Here is a 24,631-nt window from a genome sequence, read left to right on the forward strand (position 1 = left end):
ATGTCTGCCGCCGATGTTTTCCCCCTGACCGCCGCCCAACGTGACGTCTGGCTTGACCAGATCAGCCGCGGTGATTCCCCCCTCTACAACATCGGCGGATACCTGAACCTTACCGGTCCCCTGGATCCGGTGACGTATCAGCGCGCTCTTGAGCATCTGGTTGCATCCCACGAGGGAATGCGCACCGTGTTGCTGCCGGGAGCCTCGGCAGATGGCCTGCCGTTGCAGACCTATGCCGAATCGATGCCTGTGCCGATGCCCTTGCATGATTTGAGCGACCAGCCAGACCCTGTAAGCGCGGCACACGCGCTGACCCTTGAGTATATGCAGCGCCCCTGCACGCTGGATGGCAGTCCACTGTTCAGGTTCTGCCTTGTGCGCCTGGGGGAAGACCACCACTGGATGATCAGCGTAGTTCATCACCTGATTATCGATGGCTGGGGCTTCGGGCAGATGATCAAGTCCCTGGGCGAGCATTACACCGCACTGGCTGAAGGCAGCAGCCTTGATTTCAACGGCCCGGACTACCGCGATTTCATTCAGGAAGACGCGCGTTACCACGACTCGCCACGCTACGAGCGAGACAAGGCCTACTGGCTGGAAAAGTACAGCAACCTGCCGGAACCGCTGCTGGTATCGCGCTACCACAACCGCCGGGCAACCGACCCTGCACCGTCCCATACCTGGGTGCAGAACTTTCCAGAGACGCTGCACACACGCATGAAGCAGTTCGCCGAAAGCAACGGATCTTCGGCGTTCCATGTGCTGCTGGCGGCCTTGCATGTCTATTTCACCCGTACCGCACAGCGCAAGGACTGGGTTGTCGGCCTGCCATTGCTCAACCGCATCGGGGCACGTTTCAAGGCGACCATGGGCCACTTCGCTCAGGTCAGCGCAGTGTGCATGACCTTTGACGAACAGTTGAGCTTCGGCGGGCTGGTCAACGAGGTGCGTGACACGCTCAAGCGCGACTTCCGCCACCAGCGTTTCCCTCTGAGCGAGCTGAATCGCAACCTGGGTGTCGCTCGCGAGGAGCGGGGTCAGTTGTTCGAGGTCTCGGTATCCTACGAGCAGGAAGATCATGAATATCGCTATGGCGAGGCTCAGGCACAGACGGTAAAAGTCTCGAATGGCTACGAAACGACGCCACTGGCCATACATCTGCGCACCAACCGCTTCAATGACAACGCCTGGCTGCACCTGGTCTATCACCGTGCCTGGTTTGACGCAGAAGAGGCCGAGGCTATCGCCGGTCGTCTGTTGCAGGTGCTGGAGCAGGCCCTGGAGAACCCTGAGTTGCGGGTCGAGGATTTTGACCTGCTGACGCCTGGCGAACACCAGAAATTACAGCGCTGGAATGCTACCGATGCGGTGTCCAGCAGCGAGAAACTGATCCACAAGCGCATTGAAAATCAGGCCCGGACTCGTCCGGATGCAGTGGCAGCGGTCCATCAGGGACAACACCTGACTTACGCTCAGCTCAACCGCAAGGCCAATGGCCTGGCCCACCGCCTGATCGAACTGGGCGTGCGCCCGGATGATCGTGTCGCGGTGGTTGCCCGTCGCGGTCTGGAAACGTTGGTGGGCATGCTGGCGATTCTCAAGGCCGGTGCCGCCTATGTCCCCGTCGACCCGGCGCATCCACGCGAGCGCCTGTCCTACCTGTTGAGCGACAGCCAGCCGGTGGTGGTGCTGACCCAATCGAATCTGCTCGACCGCCTGCCAGTACTGAGCCTGCCGCTGATCGAGCTGGATGGTAGCGACTGGGGCCATGGCGCCCACGCCAACCCGCGGATCGCCAACCTGAGCAGCGACAATCTGGTCTATGTGATCTACACCTCGGGTTCCACCGGCCAGCCGAAAGGGGTCATGGTGGAGCATCGTACGCTCTCTCATCTGGTGGACTGGCACTGCGAGGCTTTCTCGCTGGGTGAGGGCGGACACGCTTCCAGTCTGGCCGGTTTCGGTTTCGATGCCATGGCCTGGGAAATCTGGCCGACGCTGTGCTCCGGTGCGACCTTGCACGTGGCTCCCAATCAGGATGGAGGCGAAGACATCGACGCCTTGCTGCAATGGTGGCGCGCCCAGCCGCTGGACGTCAGCTTCCTGCCTACACCCATTGCCGAATACGCCTTCAGCCAGAACGAAGATCATCCGACTCTGCGCACCCTGTTGATCGGCGGCGACCGCCTGCGTCAATTCAATCGCGATCCGGGTTTCGCCGTGATCAACAACTATGGCCCGACTGAAACCACCGTGGTTGCCACTTCCGGCCGGGTACTGGTCGGTGAAACACTGCACATCGGCGGCCCAATCGCCAATACCCGTACTTATGTGCTGGATGAGCGCTTGCAGCAGGTACCAATAGGCGTGACCGGTGAGCTGTACATCGGCGGCGCAGGTGTTGCCCGGGGTTACCTGAACCGTCCTGAAATGACCGAGGAACGCTTTATCGCCGACCCGTTCAGCGACGTTGCCCATGCGCGCATGTACCGCAGCGGCGACCTGGTGCGCTGGAACAGCGACGGCACTCTGGACTATCAGGGCCGCAACGACGATCAGGTGAAGATTCGCGGCATGCGTATCGAACTGGGCGAAATCGAAGCGGTTCTGGCCAGTCAGCCTGGTATAAAAGACGCCGTGGTGCTGGTGCGCGATCAGCAACTGCTGGCCTGGTTCACCGAAGCGTCGCCAGTGGACCCCGAAGCATTGCGTCAGGCCTTGCGTGCCCGCTTGCCGGGTTACATGGTGCCTCGCGCCTTCACTTATCTGGCAGCCTTGCCACTGACCAGCAACGGCAAGCTCGACCGCCGCGCCTTGCCGGACCCCGATCCTGCGGCCTTGCTCGGTCAGGCCTACGAGGCGCCGGTAGGTGCAGTCGAAGTCGCCATGGCCGACATCTGGGCGCAGGTTCTGGAGGTGGAGCGAGTAGGGCGTCATGATAACTTCTTCGAGCTGGGCGGCCATTCGCTGCTGGCCATCACTCTGGTGGATCGCCTGCGCAAGGCCGGGCTCAAGGCCGATGTGCATGTCTTGCTGGCCCAGCCGACCATTGCGGCCCTGGCGGCAGCCGACAGCAATCAACAACAAGCGATTACGGTGCCGGACAACCTTGTTCCGGAAGGTTGCACGCAGATCACGCCAGAGCTGTTGAGCCTGACCGATCTTGACCAGTCGGCTATCGACCGGATTGTCGCCACCGTGCCAGGTGGCGCCGCCAACGTGCAGGAAATCTACCCGCTCGCGCCTTTGCAGGAAGGCATTCTTTATCACCACATCACTGCCGAACAGGGCGACCCGTATCTGTTGCAATGGCGTCTGGCTTTCGACAGCCTGGATCGCTTGCAAGCCTGGGCCGGCGCTTTGCAGCAAGTGATTGATCGCCACGATATCCTGCGCACATCCGTGGTCTGGGAAGGACTGGAAAGCCCGCAGCAAGTGGTCTGGCGCAAGGCTGAACTGACAGTGCAGCCGGTCAGCTTCGATACCCCGGCCACAGACGTCAGCATCATTGAACGTCTGCAGCAGCAATTCGACGCCCGTCACCATCGCCTGGAACTGTCCCAGGCACCGCTGATGCGTCTGGTCCATGCCCATGATCCGGTCAATAACCAGGTCGTGGCGATCCTGTTGTTCCACCATCTGGTGCTGGACAACGCTGCGATGGAAGTGGTCAGCAACGAGATGCAGGCACTGCTATCCGGCCAGTCGGCGGATATGGCACCGCCAGTGCCTTACCGCAACTATGTGGCTCAGGTGCGCATCGGCAGTGACGACACCCGGCACGAGGCATTTTTCAGCGAAATGCTCGGTGATATCGAAGAGCCGACTCTGCCTTTCGGCTTGCAGGACGTGCGCACCGACGGCAGTGGCATCGAAGAGTCCCGCCTGGTACTCGACAATGCTCTTTCCCTGCGTCTGCGCGAGCAGGCTCGCCAACAGGGCGTCAGCGCCGCCAGCCTGATGCACCTGGCCTGGGCGCGAGTCCTGAGTGTGCTCGCCAACCGTCGCGATGTGGTTTTCGGCACTGTATTGCTGGGCCGCATGCAGAGCGGTGAGGGCGCCGATCGGGCGCTCGGCGTATTCATCAACACCTTGCCGTTGCGTGTCGATACAGCCACGGGTGCGGGCGAAGCCTTGAAGAGCGTGCATTCGCGCCTGTCTGCCTTGCTCGCCCACGAACATGCCTCGCTGGTTCTTGCCCAGCGTTGCAGTGGCGTTGCGGCGGGCTCTCCGCTGTTCAGCGCCTTGCTCAACTACCGTCACAGCGCCAACGTGAAGCCCCTCGACGGCGAAGGTGCATGGCAGGGCGTGCGCGTGCTCGGCGGTGACGTACGCAGCAACTACCCGCTGACCTTGAGCGTCGACGATATGGGCGACAGTTTCGACCTGCATGTGCTGGCGCTGGAAGGCATTGGTGCCGAGCGCGTGGTCGGTTGGATGCATAACACGGTGGAGCAACTGGTTCAGGCTCTGGAGCAGGCATCGCCAGTGCCGCTGGATGCGCTATCGATCCTTGAGAGCGAGGAGCGTCGCAAACTGCTGGTCGACTTCAATGCCAGCGCGCAAGACTTCCCGCAAGGCCTGACCGTGCATGCACTGGTTGAAGCTCAGGCCTTCAACAGGCCGGACGCGCCTGCCGTGGTTCAGGGTGATGAAGTCTTGAGCTACGCCGAACTCAACCGTCGCGCCAACAGCCTGGCCCATCATCTGATCGGGCTTGGCGTGAAGCCGGACGAGCGTGTCGCCCTGTGCCTGCGCCGCAGCCCCGATCGTTTGGTCGGTCTGCTGGCCATTCTCAAGGCCGGTGCCGCCTATGTGCCGGTTGACCCGGCTTACCCTGCCGAGCGCATCAGCTACCTGCTGGAAGACAGCGCGCCACGAGTGGTACTGGTCGATGCTTCGACACGTGATCTGGTGGGTGAGGTCGCGCAAGTGGATCTGGGCCAGGGCGCCTGGGATCAGGAGTTCCGCAACAACCCGCAAGTGGTGGGGCTGAGCGATGCAAACCTGGCCTACGTGATCTATACCTCTGGCTCAACCGGGCAGCCCAAAGGCGTGATGGTCGAGCACCGCACCTTGAACAACCTGGTTCACTGGCATTGCCAGGCCTTCAACCTGAATGCAGGCAGCCATACCGCCAGCGTTGCCGGTTTCGGCTTCGACGCCATGGTCTGGGAAATCTGGCCTGCGCTCTGTGTCGGTGCCGTGCTGCACCTGCCACCGGCTCATGTCGGCAACGAGCATGTGGATGAACTGCTCGACTGGTGGCTGGAGCAACCGCTGCAAGTGGGCTTCCTGCCGACTCCTGTGGCCGAGCAGGCTTTCCGCCGTCCCCGTCAGCACCAGACCCTGCGCACCTTGCTGATTGGTGGCGACCGCCTGCGTCAGTTCGACCGCGATCCGGGTTTCGCCGTGATCAACAACTACGGCCCGACCGAAACCACCGTGGTTGCCACTTCGGGTCAGGTACGGGTGGGCGAGTCGCTGCACATCGGCGGCCCGATCTCCAATACCAGCATTTATGTGCTGGATGAACAGCTTCAGCCAGTGCCGGTGGGCGTGAGCGGCGAGCTTTACATCGGTGGTTCGGGCGTTGCCCGTGGCTACCTGAACCGGCCTGACCTGACCGAAGAGCGCTTTATCGCCGACCCGTTCAGCGACGCGGCCCATGCCCGCATGTATCGCAGTGGTGACCTGGTGCGCTGGAATGCCAACGGCACTCTGGACTACCTGGGCCGCAACGACGATCAGGTGAAGATTCGCGGCATGCGCATCGAGCTGGGTGAGATCGAAGCGGTTCTTGCTGCTCAGCCAGGCGTGAAAGATTCTGTGGTCCTGGTGCGCGGTGAGCGTCTGCTGGCGTGGTTCACCGAAACCTCACCGGTGGAGACGGACGCACTGCGTCAGGCCTTGCAGGCCAGTCTGCCTGGCTACATGGTGCCGCTGGCCTTTATACGGCTGGAAGCCTTGCCACTGACCAGCCACGGCAAGCTCGACCGCCGTGCTCTGCCAGACCCGGACCATGCCGATCTGGCTGCAAAGGCCTACGAAGCGCCGCAAGGCGAAGTGGAAGTCGCGATTGCCGAACTCTGGGCCCAGGTGCTGGGTGTCGACCGGGTAGGGCGTCACGATAACTTCTTTGAACTGGGCGGCCATTCATTGCTGGCGGTCAGCCTGGTGGAGCGCATGCGCAACGCCGGTCTGAGTGCCGATGTGCGTGTCTTGCTGGGCCAGCCGACTGTGGCCGCATTGGCAGCTTCGGTTGGCAATGGCCGCGAAATCACTGTACCGGCCAATCTGGTACCGGCAGGCGCCACACGAATCACGCCGGACATGCTGAGCCTGTCGCGTCTGGATCAGCCGACCATCGACCGCATTGTCGAAACCGTTCCCGGTGGTGCTGCCAACGTGCAGGAAATCTACCCGCTGGCACCGTTGCAGGAAGGCATTCTCTATCACTACCTGACCGCCGATCAGGGCGATCCCTACTTGCTGCAATTGCGCATCAGCTTTGACAGTCTGGAACGCCTGCAGACAGTTGCCGATGGCCTGCGCAAGGTCATTGCCCGTCACGACAGCCTGCGTACCGCGATTGTCTGGGAAGGGCTGGAGGTGCCGCAGCAGGTGGTCTGGCGTCATGCCGATCTGCCGGTCGATGAAGTGCCTCTGGCGCAGATCGAAACCCAGGACAGCTCGGCACGGATCGACCTCAGTCAGGCCCCGCTGATCCGTCTGGTCTACAGCCACGACCCGGCCAGCTCGCGTTTGCAGGCCACGCTGTTGTTCCATCACATCGTGGTCGATGCCACGGCCTTGCAAGTGATGCGCGAGGAAATTCTTGCCCATCTGCGCGGCGAGCCACAACCCGCCGAGCCTTCGGTGCCGTACCGCAACTATGTGGCCCAGGCGCGCCTGGGTGTCAGCGAAGCGGAGCACGAAGCGTATTTCCGCGGGCAACTGGGCGATATCGACGAGCCGACCCTGCCGTTCGGCCTGCACGATGTTCAAGGTGATGGCAGCTCCATCGAAGAAGCTCAACAGACACTGCCCGATGATCTGACCCTGCGCCTGCGCAATCAGGCCCGGCAGATGGGCGTCAGCGTCGCCAGCCTGTTCCACCTGGCCTGGGGCCGGGTGCTGGCCACCGCTACGGGCAAGGACCGTGTGGTGTTCGGCACTGTGCTGCTCGGTCGTCTGCAAGGCGGTGCCGGTGCCGACCGTGGCATGGGCATGTTCATCAATACCTTGCCGTTGCGGATCGATCTGGCCGATATCGGCGTGAGTGAAGGGGCGCGTGACACTCACGCCCGTCTTGCCGCATTGCTGGGGCATGAGCACGCTTCCCTGGCTCAGGCCCAGCGCTGGAGCGGTGTTGCTGCGCCATTGCCGCTGTTCAGCGCGATTCTCAACTACCGCCATAGCGCCGGTCAGGCTAAACAGGATGCCCAGCGCGAAGCGTGGCGCGGCCTGGAAATCCTGGCCAGCGAGAAAAACACCAACTATCCGTTGAGCCTCAACGTCGACGACCTGGGCGACAGCCTGCGTCTGTCGGTCACTGTCACGCCTGACGTGGGTGCCCGCCGTATCTGCGGCTACGTGCAGCAGGCATTGACCGGTGTGGTCGAGGCCCTTGAGTCTCAGCCTGATCTGCCATTGCAACACCTGTCGGTACTGGACGCCGAGGAGCGTCAGCGTCTGGTGGTCGACTTCAACCAGACTGAGGTCGACTACGATCTGGAGCATACCCTTCACGGTCTGTTCGAGAGCCAGGTTGTCCGCAAACCACAGGCCATTGCGCTGCGTGGCGAAGGCGTACAACTGAGCTATCAGGCGCTCAACGAACAAGCCAACCGCCTGGCGCACCACCTGATCAGCCTGGGTGTGAAAACCGATGATCGAGTAGCCATCTGTCTTGAACGTGGCGTATCCATGGTGGTTGGTCTGCTGGCCATCCTCAAGACCGGTGCCGCCTATGTGCCGCTGGACCCGAGCTATCCGCGTGAGCGCATTCATTACATGCTCGAAGACAGCTCGCCGGCCGTGGTACTGGTCCAGACTGCCACCCGCAAGCTGCTGGACGAAGAGCGTACGTTGCGTGTCGACCTCGACAACAACATCTGGGGTGCCCAGAGCATCGACAATCCGCAAATTGTCGGCATGAACCCGGACCACCTGGCCTATGTGATCTACACCTCCGGTTCCACCGGTACGCCGAAGGGTGTGATGGTCGAGCACCGCAGCGTGGGTAACCTGGTTCACTGGAGTTCGCAGGTTATTCCGTTGAAACCCGAGACGGCGCTGCTGCACAAGACGCCCATCAGCTTCGATGCTTCGGTATGGGAACTGTTCTGGCCGCTGTGCGCCGGCTTGCCGCTGGTACTGGCGCGTCCTGATGGCCATCGCGATCCGGCTTACCTGATGCGCTTGATCCGCGATCAGAAGGCCAGCGTGGTCCAATTCGTACCGGCCTTGCTTCAGCAGTTCCTTGAACTGGAAGAAATCAGCCAGTGCACTTCACTGACCGACATCGTCTGCGGCGGTGGCGAACTGACCATCGCTCTGGCCGAGCGTGTACGCCAACGCCTGCCGTGGGCGCGTCTGCACAACGTCTATGGCCCGACCGAGACCACGGTGGATTCCAGCGCCTGGACCCTTGAGCCGCACGAGCCTGTACCGGACAGCGCCTTGCCGATCGGGCGACCGATCAGCAACACCCGCATGTATGTATTGGACGAATACGACCAACTGGTTCCACAGGGCGTGATCGGTCAGTTGCACATCGGTGGCTCAGGCGTCACCCGTGGTTACCTGAACCTGCCGCAGTTCCAGGCCGAGCGTTTCATCGACAGCCCGTTCGTGGCCGGCGACCGCCTGTATCGCACCGGCGACCTGGTGTCCCAGCGTGCGGACGGCAACCTCGACTTCCTGGGTCGTAACGACGATCAGGTCAAGCTGTATGGCCTGCGTATCGAACTGGGTGAAATCCAGGCGTGCCTGACCCGTTATCCGGGCATTCAACAGGCCGTGGTGCTGGCTCGCGACGAGCAACCGGGCGGTCAGCGACTGGTGGCTTATTACACCGGCACGCTGCTGCCGGTGGAAACCCTGCGCGAAGTGCTGCGTGCGCAATTGCCGGATTACATGGTGCCTGCGCTCTATGTACATCTGGATGCATTCCCTCTGACCCCTAACGGCAAAGTGGACCAGAAGGCCTTGCCTGCGCCGGGTGCCGATGCAGTAATGACCCGCCCCTACGAAGCGCCGGAGGGCGAAACCGAAGTCCTGCTGGCCGAGCTCTGGGCCGAACTGCTCGGCGTCGAGCGGGTGGGGCGACACGACAACTTCTTTGAACTGGGCGGTCACTCGCTCCTGGCGGTCAGTCTGACCGCGCGTCTGAGGCAGGAAGGCATTGAAGCCGATGTCCGGGCGTTGTTCGAACAACCTACGCTGGCCGGCTATGCAGCCATCACAGAGAGCATGGAGATTATCCTGTGAGCATCAACGAACTCCTGGCGACACTGAAGGCCAATGACATCAATCTGTCGGTCAAGGATGGACAACTGGTGGTGCAGGGCAATCGCCGTGCACTGACCGACAAGGGCCTGGTGGAGCACCTGCGCGAACACAAGCCGGCATTGATCGAGCTGATCGAACAGGGCGAGTATCTGGCAACAAAACGCGGTGCTCCGAGCTTGCCGGAAAACGGCATTCCAGCCGGTTGCACCCGTATCACACCTGAAATGCTGACCCTGGTGTCACTGGATCAGGACACTATCGACAGTCTGGTCGCGCACGTCCCTGGCGGCGCGGCCAATGTGCAAGACATCTACCCGCTGGCTCCCTTGCAGCAGGGCATTCTGTATCACCACGTCACGGCCAGCCACGGCGACCCTTATGTGATGCACGTGGAATTCGCCTTTGCCGACCGCGCTCGTCTGGACGCATTCGCTCTGGCGCTGCAAACAGTGATCGAACGTCACGACATTTTGCGTACGTCAGTCCATTGGGACGGGCTGGAAACCCCGGTGCAGGTTGTCTGGCGCAGTGCCCAACTCAAGGTCGGTGCCTTGTCGGCGCAAGCCCAGGCCATCATGGATCTTGGCCAGGCGCCGTTGATTCGTCTGGTCTACGACGAAGCCGACCACGCTCAGGGCGTGAAGGCAGCCTTGCAGTTCCATCACATCGCCATGGACCACAGCGCTCTGGAAGTGGTGCGCCATGAAATTCAGGCCTGCCTGAGTGGCCAGGCTGGTTTGCTGGGTACGCCGGTTCCGTTCCGCAACTATGTGGGTCAGGCCCTGTTGGGCGTCAGCGAGAAAGAACACGAGACGTTCTTCCGCGAGATGCTGGGCGACCTCGATGAGCCGACTCTGGCCTATGACCTGCAGGACCTCAGCGGCGACGGTGGCGACATCACCGAATACACCCTGTCTCTGGACCTCGAACTCTGCCGCCGCCTGCGCACTCAGGCGCGTACTCTGGGCATCAGCGTCGCCAGCCTGTTTCACCTGGGCTGGGCGCGGGTGCTGTCAGGCCTGACCGGCCGCCAGCGCGTGGTATTCGGCACCGTACTCATGGGCCGCCTTCTTGGCGCCGAGGCGACCGAACGTGCTTTGGGTATCTTCATCAACACCTTGCCGATCCGTATCAATCTGGATGCGCAGGACGTTCGCACAGCGGTCAAGGCCACCCATCAGCGCCTGACCACCCTGATGCGCCACGAACATGCGCCGCTGGCTCTGGCCCAGCGTTGCAGCGGCGTGGCCGCGCCGACGCCACTGTTCAATGCCTTGCTCAATTATCGACACAGCTCGGCACAGACCACAGGCGAAACCTGGCAGGGCATCGAAGTCCTGCATGCAGAGGAGCGCAGCAACTATCCGCTGGTGGTGAGCGTCGACGATCTGGGCGACGCCTTCAGCTTCACCGCGCAAACCACGACCGGCATCGACCCGCAGCGCACCTGTGCTTATCTTGAACGTGCCATGGAGCATTTGCTGGAGGCTCTGGAACAGGCGCCGCAGACGCCGGTCGAGCGTGTGGAAATTCTGCCTGCCGATGAGCGCAAGCGGCTGCTGGAAAGTTTCAATGCCTATCATCTCGACAAGGAAACAGCGCTGACGATCCACCAGCGCATCGAGCGTCAGGCCCTCGATCAACCAGATGCCATCGCTTCGCAAGTGGGCGATCAGCACCTGAGCTACAGCGAACTGAACAGCAAGGCCAATGCCTTGGCTCATCACCTGATCAGCCAAGGTGTTCGCCCGGATGATCGTGTGGCCGTGGTCGCTCGTCGCGGGCTGGAAACACTGGTCGGTCTGCTGGCCGTGCTCAAGGCGGGCGCGGGTTATGTGCCGGTGGACCCGGCGCACCCGGACGAGCGTATCGCTTATCTATTGAGCGACAGCGCGCCAGTAGCGGTGCTGACTCAGCACGGTTTGCTGGCAGGCTTGCCGCCATTGTCTGTGCCGGTCATTGCTCTTGATCGTCCAGACTGGGCCGATCAGCAAGACAATCCGCTGGTGCAAGGCCTCACTGCTGCCAATCTGGCTTACGTCATCTACACCTCAGGTTCGACGGGTCAGCCAAAAGGCGTGATGGTTGAACACCGCACCCTGAGCAATCTGGTGCATTGGCATTGCGAAGCCTTTGATCTGCAAGCCGGCAGCCATACTGCCAGCGTTGCCGGTTTTGGTTTCGACGCCATGGCCTGGGAAGTCTGGCCGGCGCTGTGTGCCGGTGCGACCTTGCATGTGCCGCCTGCCGATGTAAGCAACGAACAGCTTGATTCGTTGCTCGACTGGTGGCTGGCTCAGCCGCTGCAAGTGTCGTTCCTGTCGACGCCAGTGGCCGAGTACGCTTTCAGCCGTGACCTGCGTCACCCGACCTTGCGCACCTTGCTGATCGGTGGCGACCGCTTGCGTCAGTTCCATCGTGATCCGGGCTTTGCGGTGATCAACAACTACGGCCCGACCGAGGCCACTGTTGTCGCCACCTCGGGTCAGTTGTTCCCCGACGGCAGCCTGGATATCGGCAAGCCAATTGCCAACACCCAGGTTTATCTGCTGGACGAACATCAACAACTGGTACCGTTTGGCGTGGCGGGTGAGTTGTATGTGGCAGGCGACGGCGTAGCCCGTGGTTACCTGAACCGCCCGGAAATGACTGCCGAGCGCTTCCTCGACGATCCATTCAGCGAGCAGCCGGGCGCGCGTATGTACCGCACGGGTGACCTTGCGCGCTGGAATGCTGATGGCACGCTGGAATATCTGGGTCGTAACGACGATCAGGTGAAGATCCGTGGCGTACGTATCGAGCTGGGCGAAATCGAAAGCCAGCTGGGCCAGTTGCCGGGCATCGAAGAAGCGTTGGTGCTGGCTCGCGAAGACGAACCGGGTCAGCCACGACTGGTGGGCTATTTCACCGAACGGGCTGACAGCACGCCACTGGTTGTGAATGACCTGCGTGCGGCCTTGCTGGAGCAGTTACCGGCCTACATGGTCCCCAGCGCGCTGGTGCGTCTGGACGCCTGGCCGCTGACGGCCAACGGCAAGGTCGACCGCCGCGCCTTGCCTGTCCCTGATCGCGATGCGCTGTTCACCGGCGAGTATCAGGCGCCGGAAGGCGAGCTGGAAATCGCTCTGGCGCAGATCTGGAGCGAATTGCTGCAAGTCGAGCGTGTCGGCCGTCATGACCGTTTCTTTGAACTGGGCGGTCACTCCCTGCTGGCGATGCGTATGGTTTCTCAGGTGCGTCAGCGCCTGTCGCTGGAGTTGTCGCTGGGCGACCTGTTCGCCGACAGCGCTCTGGCCGCTGTGGCGCAATGCCTGGGCAATGCCGACAAGAACGAACTGCCACCTATCGAAGTGCTGCCGCGCAGCGGGGCGGTTCCACTGTCTTTCGCCCAGCAGCGGATCTGGTTCCTGGCGCAGATGGAAGACGCCAACAGCGCCTATAACATCCCGTTGGGCCTGCAACTGACCGGGCAACTGGACACCCGTGCGTTGAAACGTGCGCTGGAGCGTATTGTTGCGCGCCACGACAGCCTGCGCAGTCGCTTCACTCAGGAAGAAGGCGAAGCCCGGGTACACGCTGCACCTGCAACCGTGGTTCCGGAGCTGAGCTGGCAGGACCTGCGCGGTCAGGATGATCAGGCCTTGCAGGACGTGGTCAAGGAGGAGGCGGAACAGGCTTTCGACCTGAATCACGAATTGCCGATCCGGGGTCGTCTGCTGTGTCTGGCCGAAGATCGCCATGTGTTGCTGCTGACCGTGCATCACATCGTTGCTGACGGCTGGTCGCTGGGAGTTCTGACCCGCGAACTCACCGCACTATACAAGGCGTTCAATCAGGGCCTGGATGACCCGTTGCCGCCACTGGCCTTGCAATACGCCGATTACGCCATCTGGCAACGCAACTGGCTGGACAGCGAAAGGTTGAGCAGCCAGGGCGATTACTGGCATCAGGCGCTTTCAGGCGCGCCAGTCTTGCTGACACTGCCGACCGACCGGCCTCGTCCGGCACGTCAGGACTACACGGGCGTCAGTCTTCCTGTGCGCTTCAACTCGCGTCTGAGCACCGAGATCAAAGCCTTCTGCCAGCGCCATGGTGTAACGCCGTTCATGCTGTTCATGGGAGCCTGGTCCGTGCTGCTGGCGCGCCTGTCCGGTCAGGACGAGGTGGTGATCGGTACGCCGGTTGCCAACCGCCGCCGCGCCGAAGTCGAGGGTTTGATCGGCCTGTTCGTCAACACTCTGGCCGTGCGTGTCGACACCTCGGGTGAGCCGGATGTCACTGAACTGCTGGCACGCATCAAGACTCGTGTACTGGAAGCCCAGGAGCATCAAGACCTGCCATTCGAGCAGGTTGTAGAGCGCTTGCGGCCGCCACGCAGCCTGGCCCATAGCCCGTTGTTCCAGACTTCGCTGGCCTGGGACGGCAGTCAGGGTCTGGAGCTTCATCTGGGTGATTTGCGCCTGGAGCCGCTGGGCGATCAACCGACCTTCGCCAAGTTCGACCTGACCTTGAGCATGGGCGAGACCGAGGAAGGCTTTGCCGGTGCTCTGGATTACGCAACGGCGCTGTTCGATGCAGCCACTGCCGAGCGTTATGTGTCCTATCTTGAGCCCTTGCTGTGGAGCATGGTCGGCAGCGACCAGTCTGTTCCGGCGCAGGTAGAACTGCTGGGCGCGCAGGAGCGCCGCCGTTTGCTGGTGGATTTCAACGCCAGCGAGCAGAGCTTTGTCCTCGACCAGCCTGTGCAGGCGTTGTTCGAGGCTCAGGTACTGCGCACTCCGGATGCCATTGCTCTGGAAAGCGAAGGTGTTCAGCTGAGTTATCGCCAGCTCAACGAGGCCGCCAACCGTCTGGCACATCACCTTATCGATCAAGGCGTGCAGGCCGACGATCGTGTGGCGGTGTGCCTGGAACGCGGCCCGAACCTGCTTGTCGGTTTGCTGGCTGTACTCAAGGCGGGTGGTGCCTACGTGCCGCTGGACCCAGGTTACCCGACCGAGCGTCTGGCCTACATGCTGGGGGACAGCGCAGCGCTGACCCTGCTGGTGGATGCCAGGACTCAGGACCGCTTCGCCGATAGCGCGCTGCAACTGTTGAACCTGGACGTCGGCACCTGGGCGGCACAATCCGCTGAAAACCCGGTGGTGCCTGGCCTGAGCGCAGACCATCTGGCTTACGTGATCTACACCTCCGGCTCCACCGGCACGCCAAAAGGCGTGATGGTCGAACACCGTGGCTTGTGCAACCTGGTGCAATGGAGTTCGCAGTTGTTTGTGCCGACTTCCCAAGGCGCTCTGTTGCACAAGACGCCAGTCAGTTTCGACGCTTCGGTATGGGAACTGTTCTGGCCGCTGTGTGCCGGCCTTCGCCTGGTACTGGCGCGTCCGGACGGACATCGCGATCCTGCCTATCTGGCGCAGTTGATCATCGAACGACAGGTCAGCGTGGTGCAGTTCGTACCGGCTTTGCTCCAGCAATTCCTGGAACTGGAAGAAAGCAGCCAGTGCGGCTCCCTGACCGATATCGTCTGTGGCGGTGGTGAGCTGACCGAGGCGCTGGCCCGTCAGGTACGCCAGCGTCTGCCAGGCGCACGCCTGCACAACGTTTATGGTCCGACCGAAACCACGGTGGATTGCAGCGTCTGGACCCTGGAACCTCAGGATGCAGTGCCAGACAGCGCATTGCCTATCGGCCGTCCTGTCAGCAACACCCGACTGTATGTACTGGATGCCTACGATCAGCCTGTACCGCAAGGCGTGGTGGGCGAGTTGCACATCGGCGGTGCCGGTGTGGCCCGAGGCTACCTGAACCTGCCGCACATGCAGGCCGAGCGTTTCATCGACAGCCCGTTCGTTGCAGGTGACCGCCTGTATCGCAGTGGCGACCTGGTGCGTCAGCGTGCCGACGGTACTCTGGAGTTCCTGGGCCGTAATGACTTCCAGGTCAAACTGCATGGACTGCGTATCGAACTGGGCGAAATCGAAGCACGACTGGCCACCCATCCGGCCATTCGCGAAGCGGCAGTCCTGCTGCATAACGAACGTTTGGTGGCCTGGTTCAGTTGCCATGAAGGCCAGGAAACGCCGAGCATCGAAGTCCTGCGTGAATACGTGCTGGCCGGGTTGCCGGACTACATGGTGCCTTCGGCCTATGTCGCGCTGCCAACCTTGCCCCTGAGCCCCAACGGCAAGCTCGACCGCGCAGCCTTGCCGGAGCCGGGCGCGCAGGCGGTGTTGAGCCGCAACTACGAAGCACCGCAGGGCGAGACAGAAACACAGCTGGCCGCACTCTGGGCCGAGTTGCTGCACGTGGAAACAGTCGGTCGTCAGGACAACTTCTTTGAACTGGGCGGGCATTCGTTGCTGGCCGTGACCCTGATTGCCCGCATGCGCCGTCTGGGCATGACCGCCGATATCCGCGTGTTGTTCGCCCAGCCGACCCTGGCTGCGCTGGCCAACTCCGCCGACAACAGCATCGGCAGCGAACTGCAAGTGCCAGCCAACCGGATTGGTGCAGATTGCCAGCACATCACCCCGGATCTGCTGCCTCTGGTAGCACTGGAGCAGGACGCCATCGACCGTATCGTCGCCAGCGTTCCCGGCGGCGCAGCCAACGTGCAGGACATCTACCCGCTGGGGCCGTTGCAGGCGGGGATTCTTTACCATCACCTGGCAGCAGGCGACAACGATCCGTATTTGCTGCAACCGCAGTTCGCCTTTGCTGACGAATCACGCCTCGAAGCGTTCAGCAATGCATTGCAGCGGGTCATCGAGCGTAACGACATCCTGCGCACGGCACTGCTCTGGGAAGGCTTGCAGGCACCGGTGCAAGTCGTCTGGCGCCAGGCTCGTCTGAAGGTCGAAGAGATTGCACTGCAAGACCTGGCGAATGCGCCACGCATGGACCTGACCCAGGCACCGCTGCTGCATCTGGTGCATGCCGTTGATCCGGCCACCCAGCGAATCTCTGCTGTATTACGCTTCCATCACGTGGTCATGGACCACGTGGCCCTTGAAGTGCTGGGCCACGAATTGCAGGCCATGCTCCTCGATGAAGAAGCACAACTGGCGGCTCCTGTGCCGTATCGCAACTACGTCGCTCAGGTTCTGCAAGGTCCTGGCGATGACGCCCATGAAACCTTCTTCCGCGAACAACTGGGCGATATCGATGAGCCGACCTTGCCTTACGGTCTGCCTGTAGCGGCTGGCGAGGGCGAACTCAGCGAAGCGCGACTGCCACTGGACGTCGTCTTGTGCGGCAAGGTCCGCGATCAGGCCCGACAACTGGGTGTCAGTGCCGCAAGCCTGATGCACCTTGCCTGGGCTCAGGTGCTGGGCCAGTTGTCCGGTCGCGACAGCGTAGTGTTCGGCACGGTATTGCTCGGGCGTCTGCAAGGCGGTGAGGGCGTGGAACGTGCTCTTGGTGTCTTCATCAACACCTTGCCACTGCGTATCGATCTGGGCAGCCAGCCTGTACGCGATGCGGTACTGGATACCCATCGCCGCTTGACCGGCTTGCTTGCCCACGAGCATGCACAACTGGCCCTTGCCCAGCGTTGCAGTGCCTTGCCGGCTGGCGCACCATTGTTCAGTACGCTGCTCAATTACCGCCACAGTGCGGCACCTCAGGTCAGAGACGAAGCGGCCAGCACTGCCTGGCAAGGCATCGACGTGCTGAATGCCGAAGAGCGCAGCAACTATCCGTTGACCCTGAGCATCGACGATCTGGGCGAAACCTTCAGCCTGACCGCCCAGGCGGCACAGGGCATCGATGCCCAGCGAGTCTGCGGTTACCTCCAGGAAGCCGTGGCCAATCTGGTCGAGGCGCTGGAGCAGCAGCCTGAAAACGGCATGCAGCAGTTATCGGTGCTGCCAGCGGCAGAGCGTCAGCGCCTGCTGGTCGGCTTCAATATCACCCGTCGCGATTACCCACGCGAGTTGCCGGTGCATCGTCTGTTCGAGCAGCGTGCGGCCGCTCATCCGCAAGCCGTGGCCGCCGTACATGGCAGCCTCTCGCTGAGCTATGGAGAACTGAACGAGCGCGCCAACCGCCTGGCTCATTACCTGATCGGGCAGGGCGTCAAGCCGAATGATCATGTGGCGATCCTGCTGCCACGCTCCATTGAACTGCTGGTCGGCCAACTGGCCATCGGCAAATGTGCTGCGACCTATGTGCCGCTGGACATCAATGCACCCGCCGAGCGTCAGGTCTACATGATCGAGGACTGCAAGGCTGTATTCGTGCTGGCCCAAAGTGCGGCTTCGATTGACTCTGCCACTCCGCGCATCGATCTGGATAAGCTCGTTCTGGACGATCAGCCAGCCCATGATCCGGCTCTGGTGCAGAACTCCAACAGCGTGGCGTACGTCATGTACACCTCCGGTTCCACGGGTGCACCGAAAGGCGTGTGCGTGCTGCACCGCGGTATTGCCCGTCTGGTGTTGAACAATGGCTTCGCCGACTTCAACGAACAGGACCGGGTGGCCTTCGCCTCCAACCCTGCGTTCGATGCCAGCACCATGGAAGTCTGGGGCGCCTTGCTCAATGGCGGGCAATTGCTGGTCATCGACCACCAGACCCTGATCGACCCGGCACGCCTCAGCGATGCCTTGCGCAATGTCAGCGTGCTGTTCCTCACCACCGCGCTGTTCAACCAGTATGTGCAACTGATCCCCGAAGCACTCAAGGGCCTGCGCTACCTGATGTCCGGCGGCGAGCGTGCCGATCCGGCCAGCTTCCGCGCCATGTTGGAACATGCGCCGGGCTTGCGTCTGGTGAACGGCTATGGCCCGACCGAAACCACCACCTTTGCGACCACCAACGAAGTGCGTGAAGTGGCCGAAGGTGCCGAGTCGGTATCGATTGGCCGACCTATCGGCAATACCAGCATCTATGTGCTGGATGCCCATCAGCGCCTGGTGCCGCAGGGTGTTATCGGCGAGCTGTACATTGGCGGCGACGGCGTGGCGCAGGGTTACCTGAACCGTCCGGACCTGACGGCCGAGAAATTCCTCACCGACCCGTTTAGCGATGAGCCGGGTGCCACGATGTACCGTACCGGCGACCTGGGTCGCTGGCTGGAAGATGGCCAGCTGGAATGCCTGGGCCGTAACGACGATCAGGTCAAGATCCGTGGCTTCCGTATCGAGCTGGGCGAAATCGTCAGCCGTCTCCACGAACTGCCCAGTGTCCGTGACGCCGTGGTACTGGCCCGTGAAGACGAGCCGGGACGTGTGCGTCTGGTTGCCTACTTCACCCAGCATCAGGACGTCGAAGCCCTCACGTCCGAGCAGATGCGTGCGGCCTTGCAGGCCAACCTGCCGGAATACATGGTTCCCGCCGCGTTCGTCGAGCTGGAAACCCTGCCGTTGACCGCCAACGGCAAGCTCGATAGCCGTGCGCTGCCCAAGCCGGATCGTTCGGCGCTGTTCGGCCAGACCTACGAAGCGCCGCAAGGCGAGATCGAAATCGCTCTGGCACAGATCTGGGCCGACGTGCTGCAGGTTGAGCAAGTGGGTCGCCACGATCACTTCTTCGATCTCGGCGGGCATTCCCTGTTGGCCATGCGCATGGTTTCCCAGGTTCGTCAGCAATTGGGGGTCGAGTTGCCATTGGGTGAACTCTTTGCCCTGGGCGAACTGGCTGCCGTGGCAGCGGCTGTGTCTGGCATCGGGCGTAGCGAGCAGACGCAGATTCTGCCGGCGGCTCGTGACCAGTCGCTGCCGTTGTCCTTTGCCCAGCAGCGCCTGTGGTTCCTGGCGCAGATGGAAGGTGGCAACGAGGCGTACAACATCCCCATGGCCCTGAGCCTGCAAGGCGCTCTTGATGTACCTGCGCTGTCCCGTGCCCTGGCTCGTGTCATCGAACGTCACGAAACCTTGCGCAGCCGCTTTATCGCTCTGGAAGACGGTGCAGAAGTGCTGTTTGCGCCAGTGTCCGGTGAAGTCGTGCTGCCGCTGGAAGACCTGCGCCATAACCCTGAAGCTTTGGCTGAGCGGGTTCGCACAGAAGCTGCGGCACCTTTCGACCTGACCCGTGGCCCGGTGATCCGTGGTCGCCTGTTGCAGGTGGCCGACGATAATCACGTGTTGTTGCTGACCGTGCACCATATCGTCGCCGACGGCTGGTCCATGGGCGTGCTGACCCGCGAACTGCTGGCCTTGTACCCGGCCTTGCGTGTGGGTGAGGCTGATCCTTTGCCGGCACTGGCGATCCAGTACGCCGACTATGCCGTCTGGCAGCGTCAATGGCTGACGGGCGAGCGTCTGCAACAGCAGTCCACCTACTGGCGTGAAGCACTGGGCGGCGCACCGACGCTGTTGATGTTGCCAACTGACCGTCCACGTCCGGCGCAACAGGATTTCACGGGCGGTAGCCTTGCGGTGCATCTGGATGCAAACCTGAGCAGCGGCCTGCGGAATCTGGCCCAGCGTCAGGGCGTAACGTTGTACATGACGCTGATGACAGCATGGGCGACGCTGCTGGCGCGCCTGTCCGGACAGAACGATGTGGTGATCGGCAGCCCGATGGCAGGCCGTGGTCGCGCCGAACTGGAAGGGCTGGTCGGCTTGTTCGTCAACACCCTGGCCGTGCGTATCGACACCTCGGGCGCACCGACTGGCAAAGCCTTGCTGGCACAGGTCAAGAAACGTGTTCTGGAAGCCCAGGATCACCAGGACCTGCCATTCGAGCAGGTGGTGGAAATCGTGCGGCCGGAACGCAGCCTGGCTCACGCACCACTGTTCCAGACCACCTTGAACTGGCTGGCAGGCGAAGGTTCGGTTCCGCCAATGGACGGGCTGATCGTCTCGCCGGTCGAGCAGGCCAGCCAGGTGTCCAAGTTCGACCTATCGCTGAACCTGGGCGAGCAGGGCGAAACACTGGTCGGTACGCTGGACTACGCGCTGGCGCTGTTCGACGAAGCCACCGTGGGTCGTTACGTTCATTACTTCGAGCAACTGCTGCAAGCGCTGGTAGCCAACGAACAGGCGGTGCTGGATCAGGTCGCGCTGGTGGGCGAGCAAGAGCGTCAATACTTGCTGGAAGAACTCAACGCTACAGGTCTGGAGGTCCCGCAAGGTCAGACCATTCATGGCTTGATCGAAGCCCGGGCCGTTCAGCAACCAGACGCCATCGCTTCGCAAGTGGGCGATCAGCACCTGAGCTACAGCGAGCTGAACAGCAAGGCCAATGCCCTGGCCCATCACCTGATCAGCCTCGGCGTACGCCCGGATGATCGTGTGGCCGTGGTCGCTCGTCGTGGTCTGGAAACACTGGTCGGTCTGCTGGCCGTGCTCAAGTCGGGCGCGGGTTATGTGCCGGTGGACCCAGCGCACCCGGACGAGCGTATCGCCTACCTGTTGAGCGACAGCGCGCCAGTAGCGGTGCTGACTCAGCACAGTTTGCTGGCAGGCCTGCCGCCATTGTCTGTGCCGGTCATTGCCCTTGATCGTCCAGACTGGGCCGATCAGCAAAGCAATCCGCTGGTGCCAGGCCTGACGGACGCCAATCTGGCTTACGTGATCTACACCTCAGGTTCCACCGGCCAGCCGAAAGGCGTGATGGTCGAGCACCGCACCTTGAGCAATCTGGTTCACTGGCATTGCGAAGCTTTCGACCTGCGCGCCGGCAGCCACACCGCCAGCGTCGCCGGTTTTGGCTTCGATGCCATGGCCTGGGAAGTCTGGCCGGCGTTGTGTGCCGGTGCGACCTTGCATGTGCCACCTGCCGATGTAAGCAACGAACAGCTGGATTCGCTGCTGGACTGGTGGCTGGCTCAGCCGCTGCAAGTGTCGTTCCTGTCGACGCCCGTGGCTGAATACGCTTTCAGTCGTGAGTTGCGTCACCCGACCCTGCGTACCTTGCTGATCGGTGGCGACCGCCTGCGTCAGTTCCATCGTGATCCGGGCTTTGCCGTGATCAACAACTACGGCCCGACCGAGGCCACTGTTGTTGCTACGTCTGGTCAATTATTTCCCGACGGCAGCCTGGATATCGGCAAGCCGATTGCCAACACCCAGGTTTATCTGCTGGACGAACATCAGCAACTGGTGCCGTTTGGTGTGGCCGGTGAACTGTATGTGGCAGGCGACGGCGTGGCCCGTGGCTACCTCAACCGTCCGGAAATGACCGCCGAGCGCTTCCTCGACGATCCATTCAGCGAGCAGCCGGGCGCGCGGATGTATCGCACCGGCGACCTGGCGCGCTGGAATGCTGATGGCACGCTGGAATATCTGGGTCGTAACGACGATCAGGTGAAGATCCGTGGCGTACGTATCGAGCTGGGCGAAATCGAAAGCCAGCTGGGGCAGTTGCCGGGCATCGAAGAAGCGTTGGTGCTGGCTCGCGAAGACGAACCGGGCCAGACGCGACTGGTGGCCTATTTCATCCAGCAGGCCAATACAACGCCGACTTCTGTCACCGAATTGCGTGCCGAACTGTTGACTGTCTTGCCGGGCTATATGGTGCCCAGTGCCTTTGTGCGTCTGGACGCCTGGCCACTGACCGCCAACGGCAAGGTCGACCGTCGCGCCTTGCCTGCGCCGGACCGCGAAGCGCTGCCGGGGCGTGATTACGAGGCGCCGCAAGGTCAGCTGGAAACCGATCTGGCCGAAATCTGGAGCGAGTTGCTGCAGGTTGACCGGGTAGGGCGTCACGACAACTTCTTTGAACTGGGCGGGCATTCGTTGCTGGCGGTTACGCTGGTGGCGCGCATTCGTCGCCTCGGTCTGGAAGCCGATATCCGCGTGTTGTTTGCCCAGCCGACTCTGGCCGCCCTGGCCAGCGGCATCGGCAGCAGCCATGGTGTGCAAGTGCCGGCCAACCTGATCACGGCGGATTGCTCACGCATCACGCCGGATTTGCTGCCGCTGGTAACCCTGGATCAGCCAGCCATCGACCGAATTGTCGCCAGCATTCCTGGCGGTGCTGCGAACGTGCAGGACATTTACCCGCTGGGGCCGTTGCAGGCCGGTATTTTCTACCATTACCTGACTTCGGTTGAGGACGATCCTTACCGCTTGCAGGCACGCTTTGCCTTTGCCAATCGCGAACGTCTGGACGCTTTCTGCTCGGCCTTGCAGCGTGTCATTGCCCGTAACGATGTGCTTCGCACCTCGCTGTGCTGGGAAGGTCTGGAAACGCCGGTTCAGGTGGTCTGGCGCAATGCCGAACTGCCGGTGGTCGAAGTGCCGCTGGCCGCCTTGAGCGACGCCGAGCCGCTGAATCTGGACGCGGCACCGCTGTTGCGTCTGGTGCATGCCGATGACCCGGACAACCAGCGCATCGTCGCCGTGCTGCTGTTCCATCACCTGATCATGGACCACATGGCGCTGGAGCTGTTGAGTCACGAGTTGCAAGCCGTGCTGCTCGGTCTTGAGGCGCAACTGCCTGAGCCTGTGCCGTATCGCAACTACATCGCCCAGGCTCTGCTGGGGCCGGGTGATGAGGCTCATGAAGCCTTCTTCCGCGAGCAACTGGGTGACCTCGACGAACCGACCTTGCCGTATGGTCAGGCAACTTTGCCGGGCGCGGATGTGCCAAGCGAAGCCCGTCAGCGTCTGGATGCTGCATTGTCCCGTCGGGTCCGCGATCAGTCCCGTCAGTTGGGTGTCAGCGCCGCAAGCCTGATGCACCTGGCCTGGGCTCAGGTGCTGGGGCACTTGTCTGGCCGTGACAAGGTGGTGTTCGGCACCGTTCTGCTTGGGCGTTTGCAGGGCGGCGAAGGGGTTGAGCGTACCCTGGGTGTGTTCATCAACACCTTGCCGCTGCGTATCGACCTGGGCAATCAGCCCGTGCGCGACGTGGTTCTGCAGACCCATCGCCGTCTGACCGGGCTGTTTGCCCACGAGCATGCACCACTGGCACTGGCCCAGCGTTGCAGCGCCTTGCCAGCGGGTGCGCCGTTGTTCAGCGCGCTGTTCAATTATCGTCACAGCGCAGCACCGCAAGCCGCCGATGAAGCAGCCAGCACCGCCTGGCAGGGCATCGAGTTGTTGCAGGCCGATGAGCGCAGCAACTATCCGTTGACCCTGAGCGTCGACGATCTTGGCGAAAACTTCGAGCTGAGCGCGCTGACTTCGGCGGGGATCGATGCACGCCGTATCTGCGCGTACCTGATCAACGCCGTGGAAGGTTTGATGGTCGCTCTGGAGCAGGCGCCGCAGACGCCGGTCGAGGCGTTGGGCATCCTGCCGGTTGCCGAGCGTGTCGAATTGCTGGAAGGCTTCAACGACCACCTGGCCGAGCATGAAACCGCACTGACAGTTCATCAGCGCATCGAGCAGCAGGCTGTCCTGCAACCCGACGCCGTTGCTGCGCAAGTGGGTGGCCATCACTTGAGCTACAGCGAGTTGAATCGCCGTGCCAATGCGTTGGCTCATCATTTGATCGGCCAAGGCGTGCGTGCGGATGATCGGGTGGCGGTGGTTGCCCGTCGCGGCCTGGAAACGCTGGTCGGTTTGCTGGCTGTGCTCAAGGCTGGCGCAGGTTATGTGCCGGTAGATCCGGGGCATCCGGACGACCGCATCAGCTATCTGCTGGAAAACAGCGAGCCGGTGGTGGTGCTGACCCAGCTCGATCTGTTGGCGCGTCTGCCGGAACTGCCTGTGCCGGTGATCGCTCTGGATCGCCCGGACTGGGCGGCCAACCCGGAAAACCCAGTGGTTGCGGAGTTGACCTCGGGCAATCTGGCCTATGTGATCTACACCTCGGGCTCTACCGGCCTGCCAAAGGGCGTGATGGTCGAACACCACACCCTGAACAATCTGGTGGACTGGCATTGCCAGGCCTTCGACCTGCAAGCTGGCAGTCACACCGCCAGCGTGGCCGGCTTTGGCTTCGACGCCACGGCCTGGGAAATCTGGCCAGCCCTGTGCGCCGGTGCCGTGCTGCACATTCCGCCGGCCGAGGTGGAAAACGAACAGCTCGATACGCTGCTTGACTGGTGGCTGGCTCAGCCGCTGCAAGTGTCCTTCCTGCCGACTCCGGTGGCCGAGTACGCTTTCAGCCGCGAGCTTCGTCATCCGACCCTGCGCACCTTGCTGATCGGTGGCGACCGTCTGCGTAACTTCAACCGCGATCCGGGCTTTGCCGTGGTCAACAACTACGGTCC

Annotated in this window: 2 protein-coding genes (1 of these 2 cut by a window edge); both read left to right on the forward strand. The window is 62.1% G+C overall.

Annotated elements, in window-relative coordinates:
* Positions 1-9,498: a non-ribosomal peptide synthetase gene (locus tag JL015_RS01075; RefSeq protein WP_201017067.1), complete on the forward strand. Its 9,498-nt coding sequence runs from the start codon at positions 1-3 to the stop codon at positions 9,496-9,498.
* A protein-coding gene (locus tag JL015_RS01080; protein WP_201017068.1) for a non-ribosomal peptide synthetase crosses the window boundary here: on the forward strand, positions 9,495-24,631 show its 5' portion. Its footprint extends 2,602 nt past the window's final position; the window shows 15,137 of its 17,739 coding nt (coding positions 1-15,137); its start codon is at positions 9,495-9,497; its stop codon lies beyond the right edge, outside the window. Before JL015_RS01075 ends, JL015_RS01080 begins: the two co-directional genes overlap by 4 nt.

Origin of the sequence: Pseudomonas cichorii (genome assembly GCF_015471405.1) — a bacterium.
GTDB classification, from domain to species: Bacteria; Pseudomonadota; Gammaproteobacteria; order Pseudomonadales; family Pseudomonadaceae; genus Aquipseudomonas; species Aquipseudomonas serbiensis.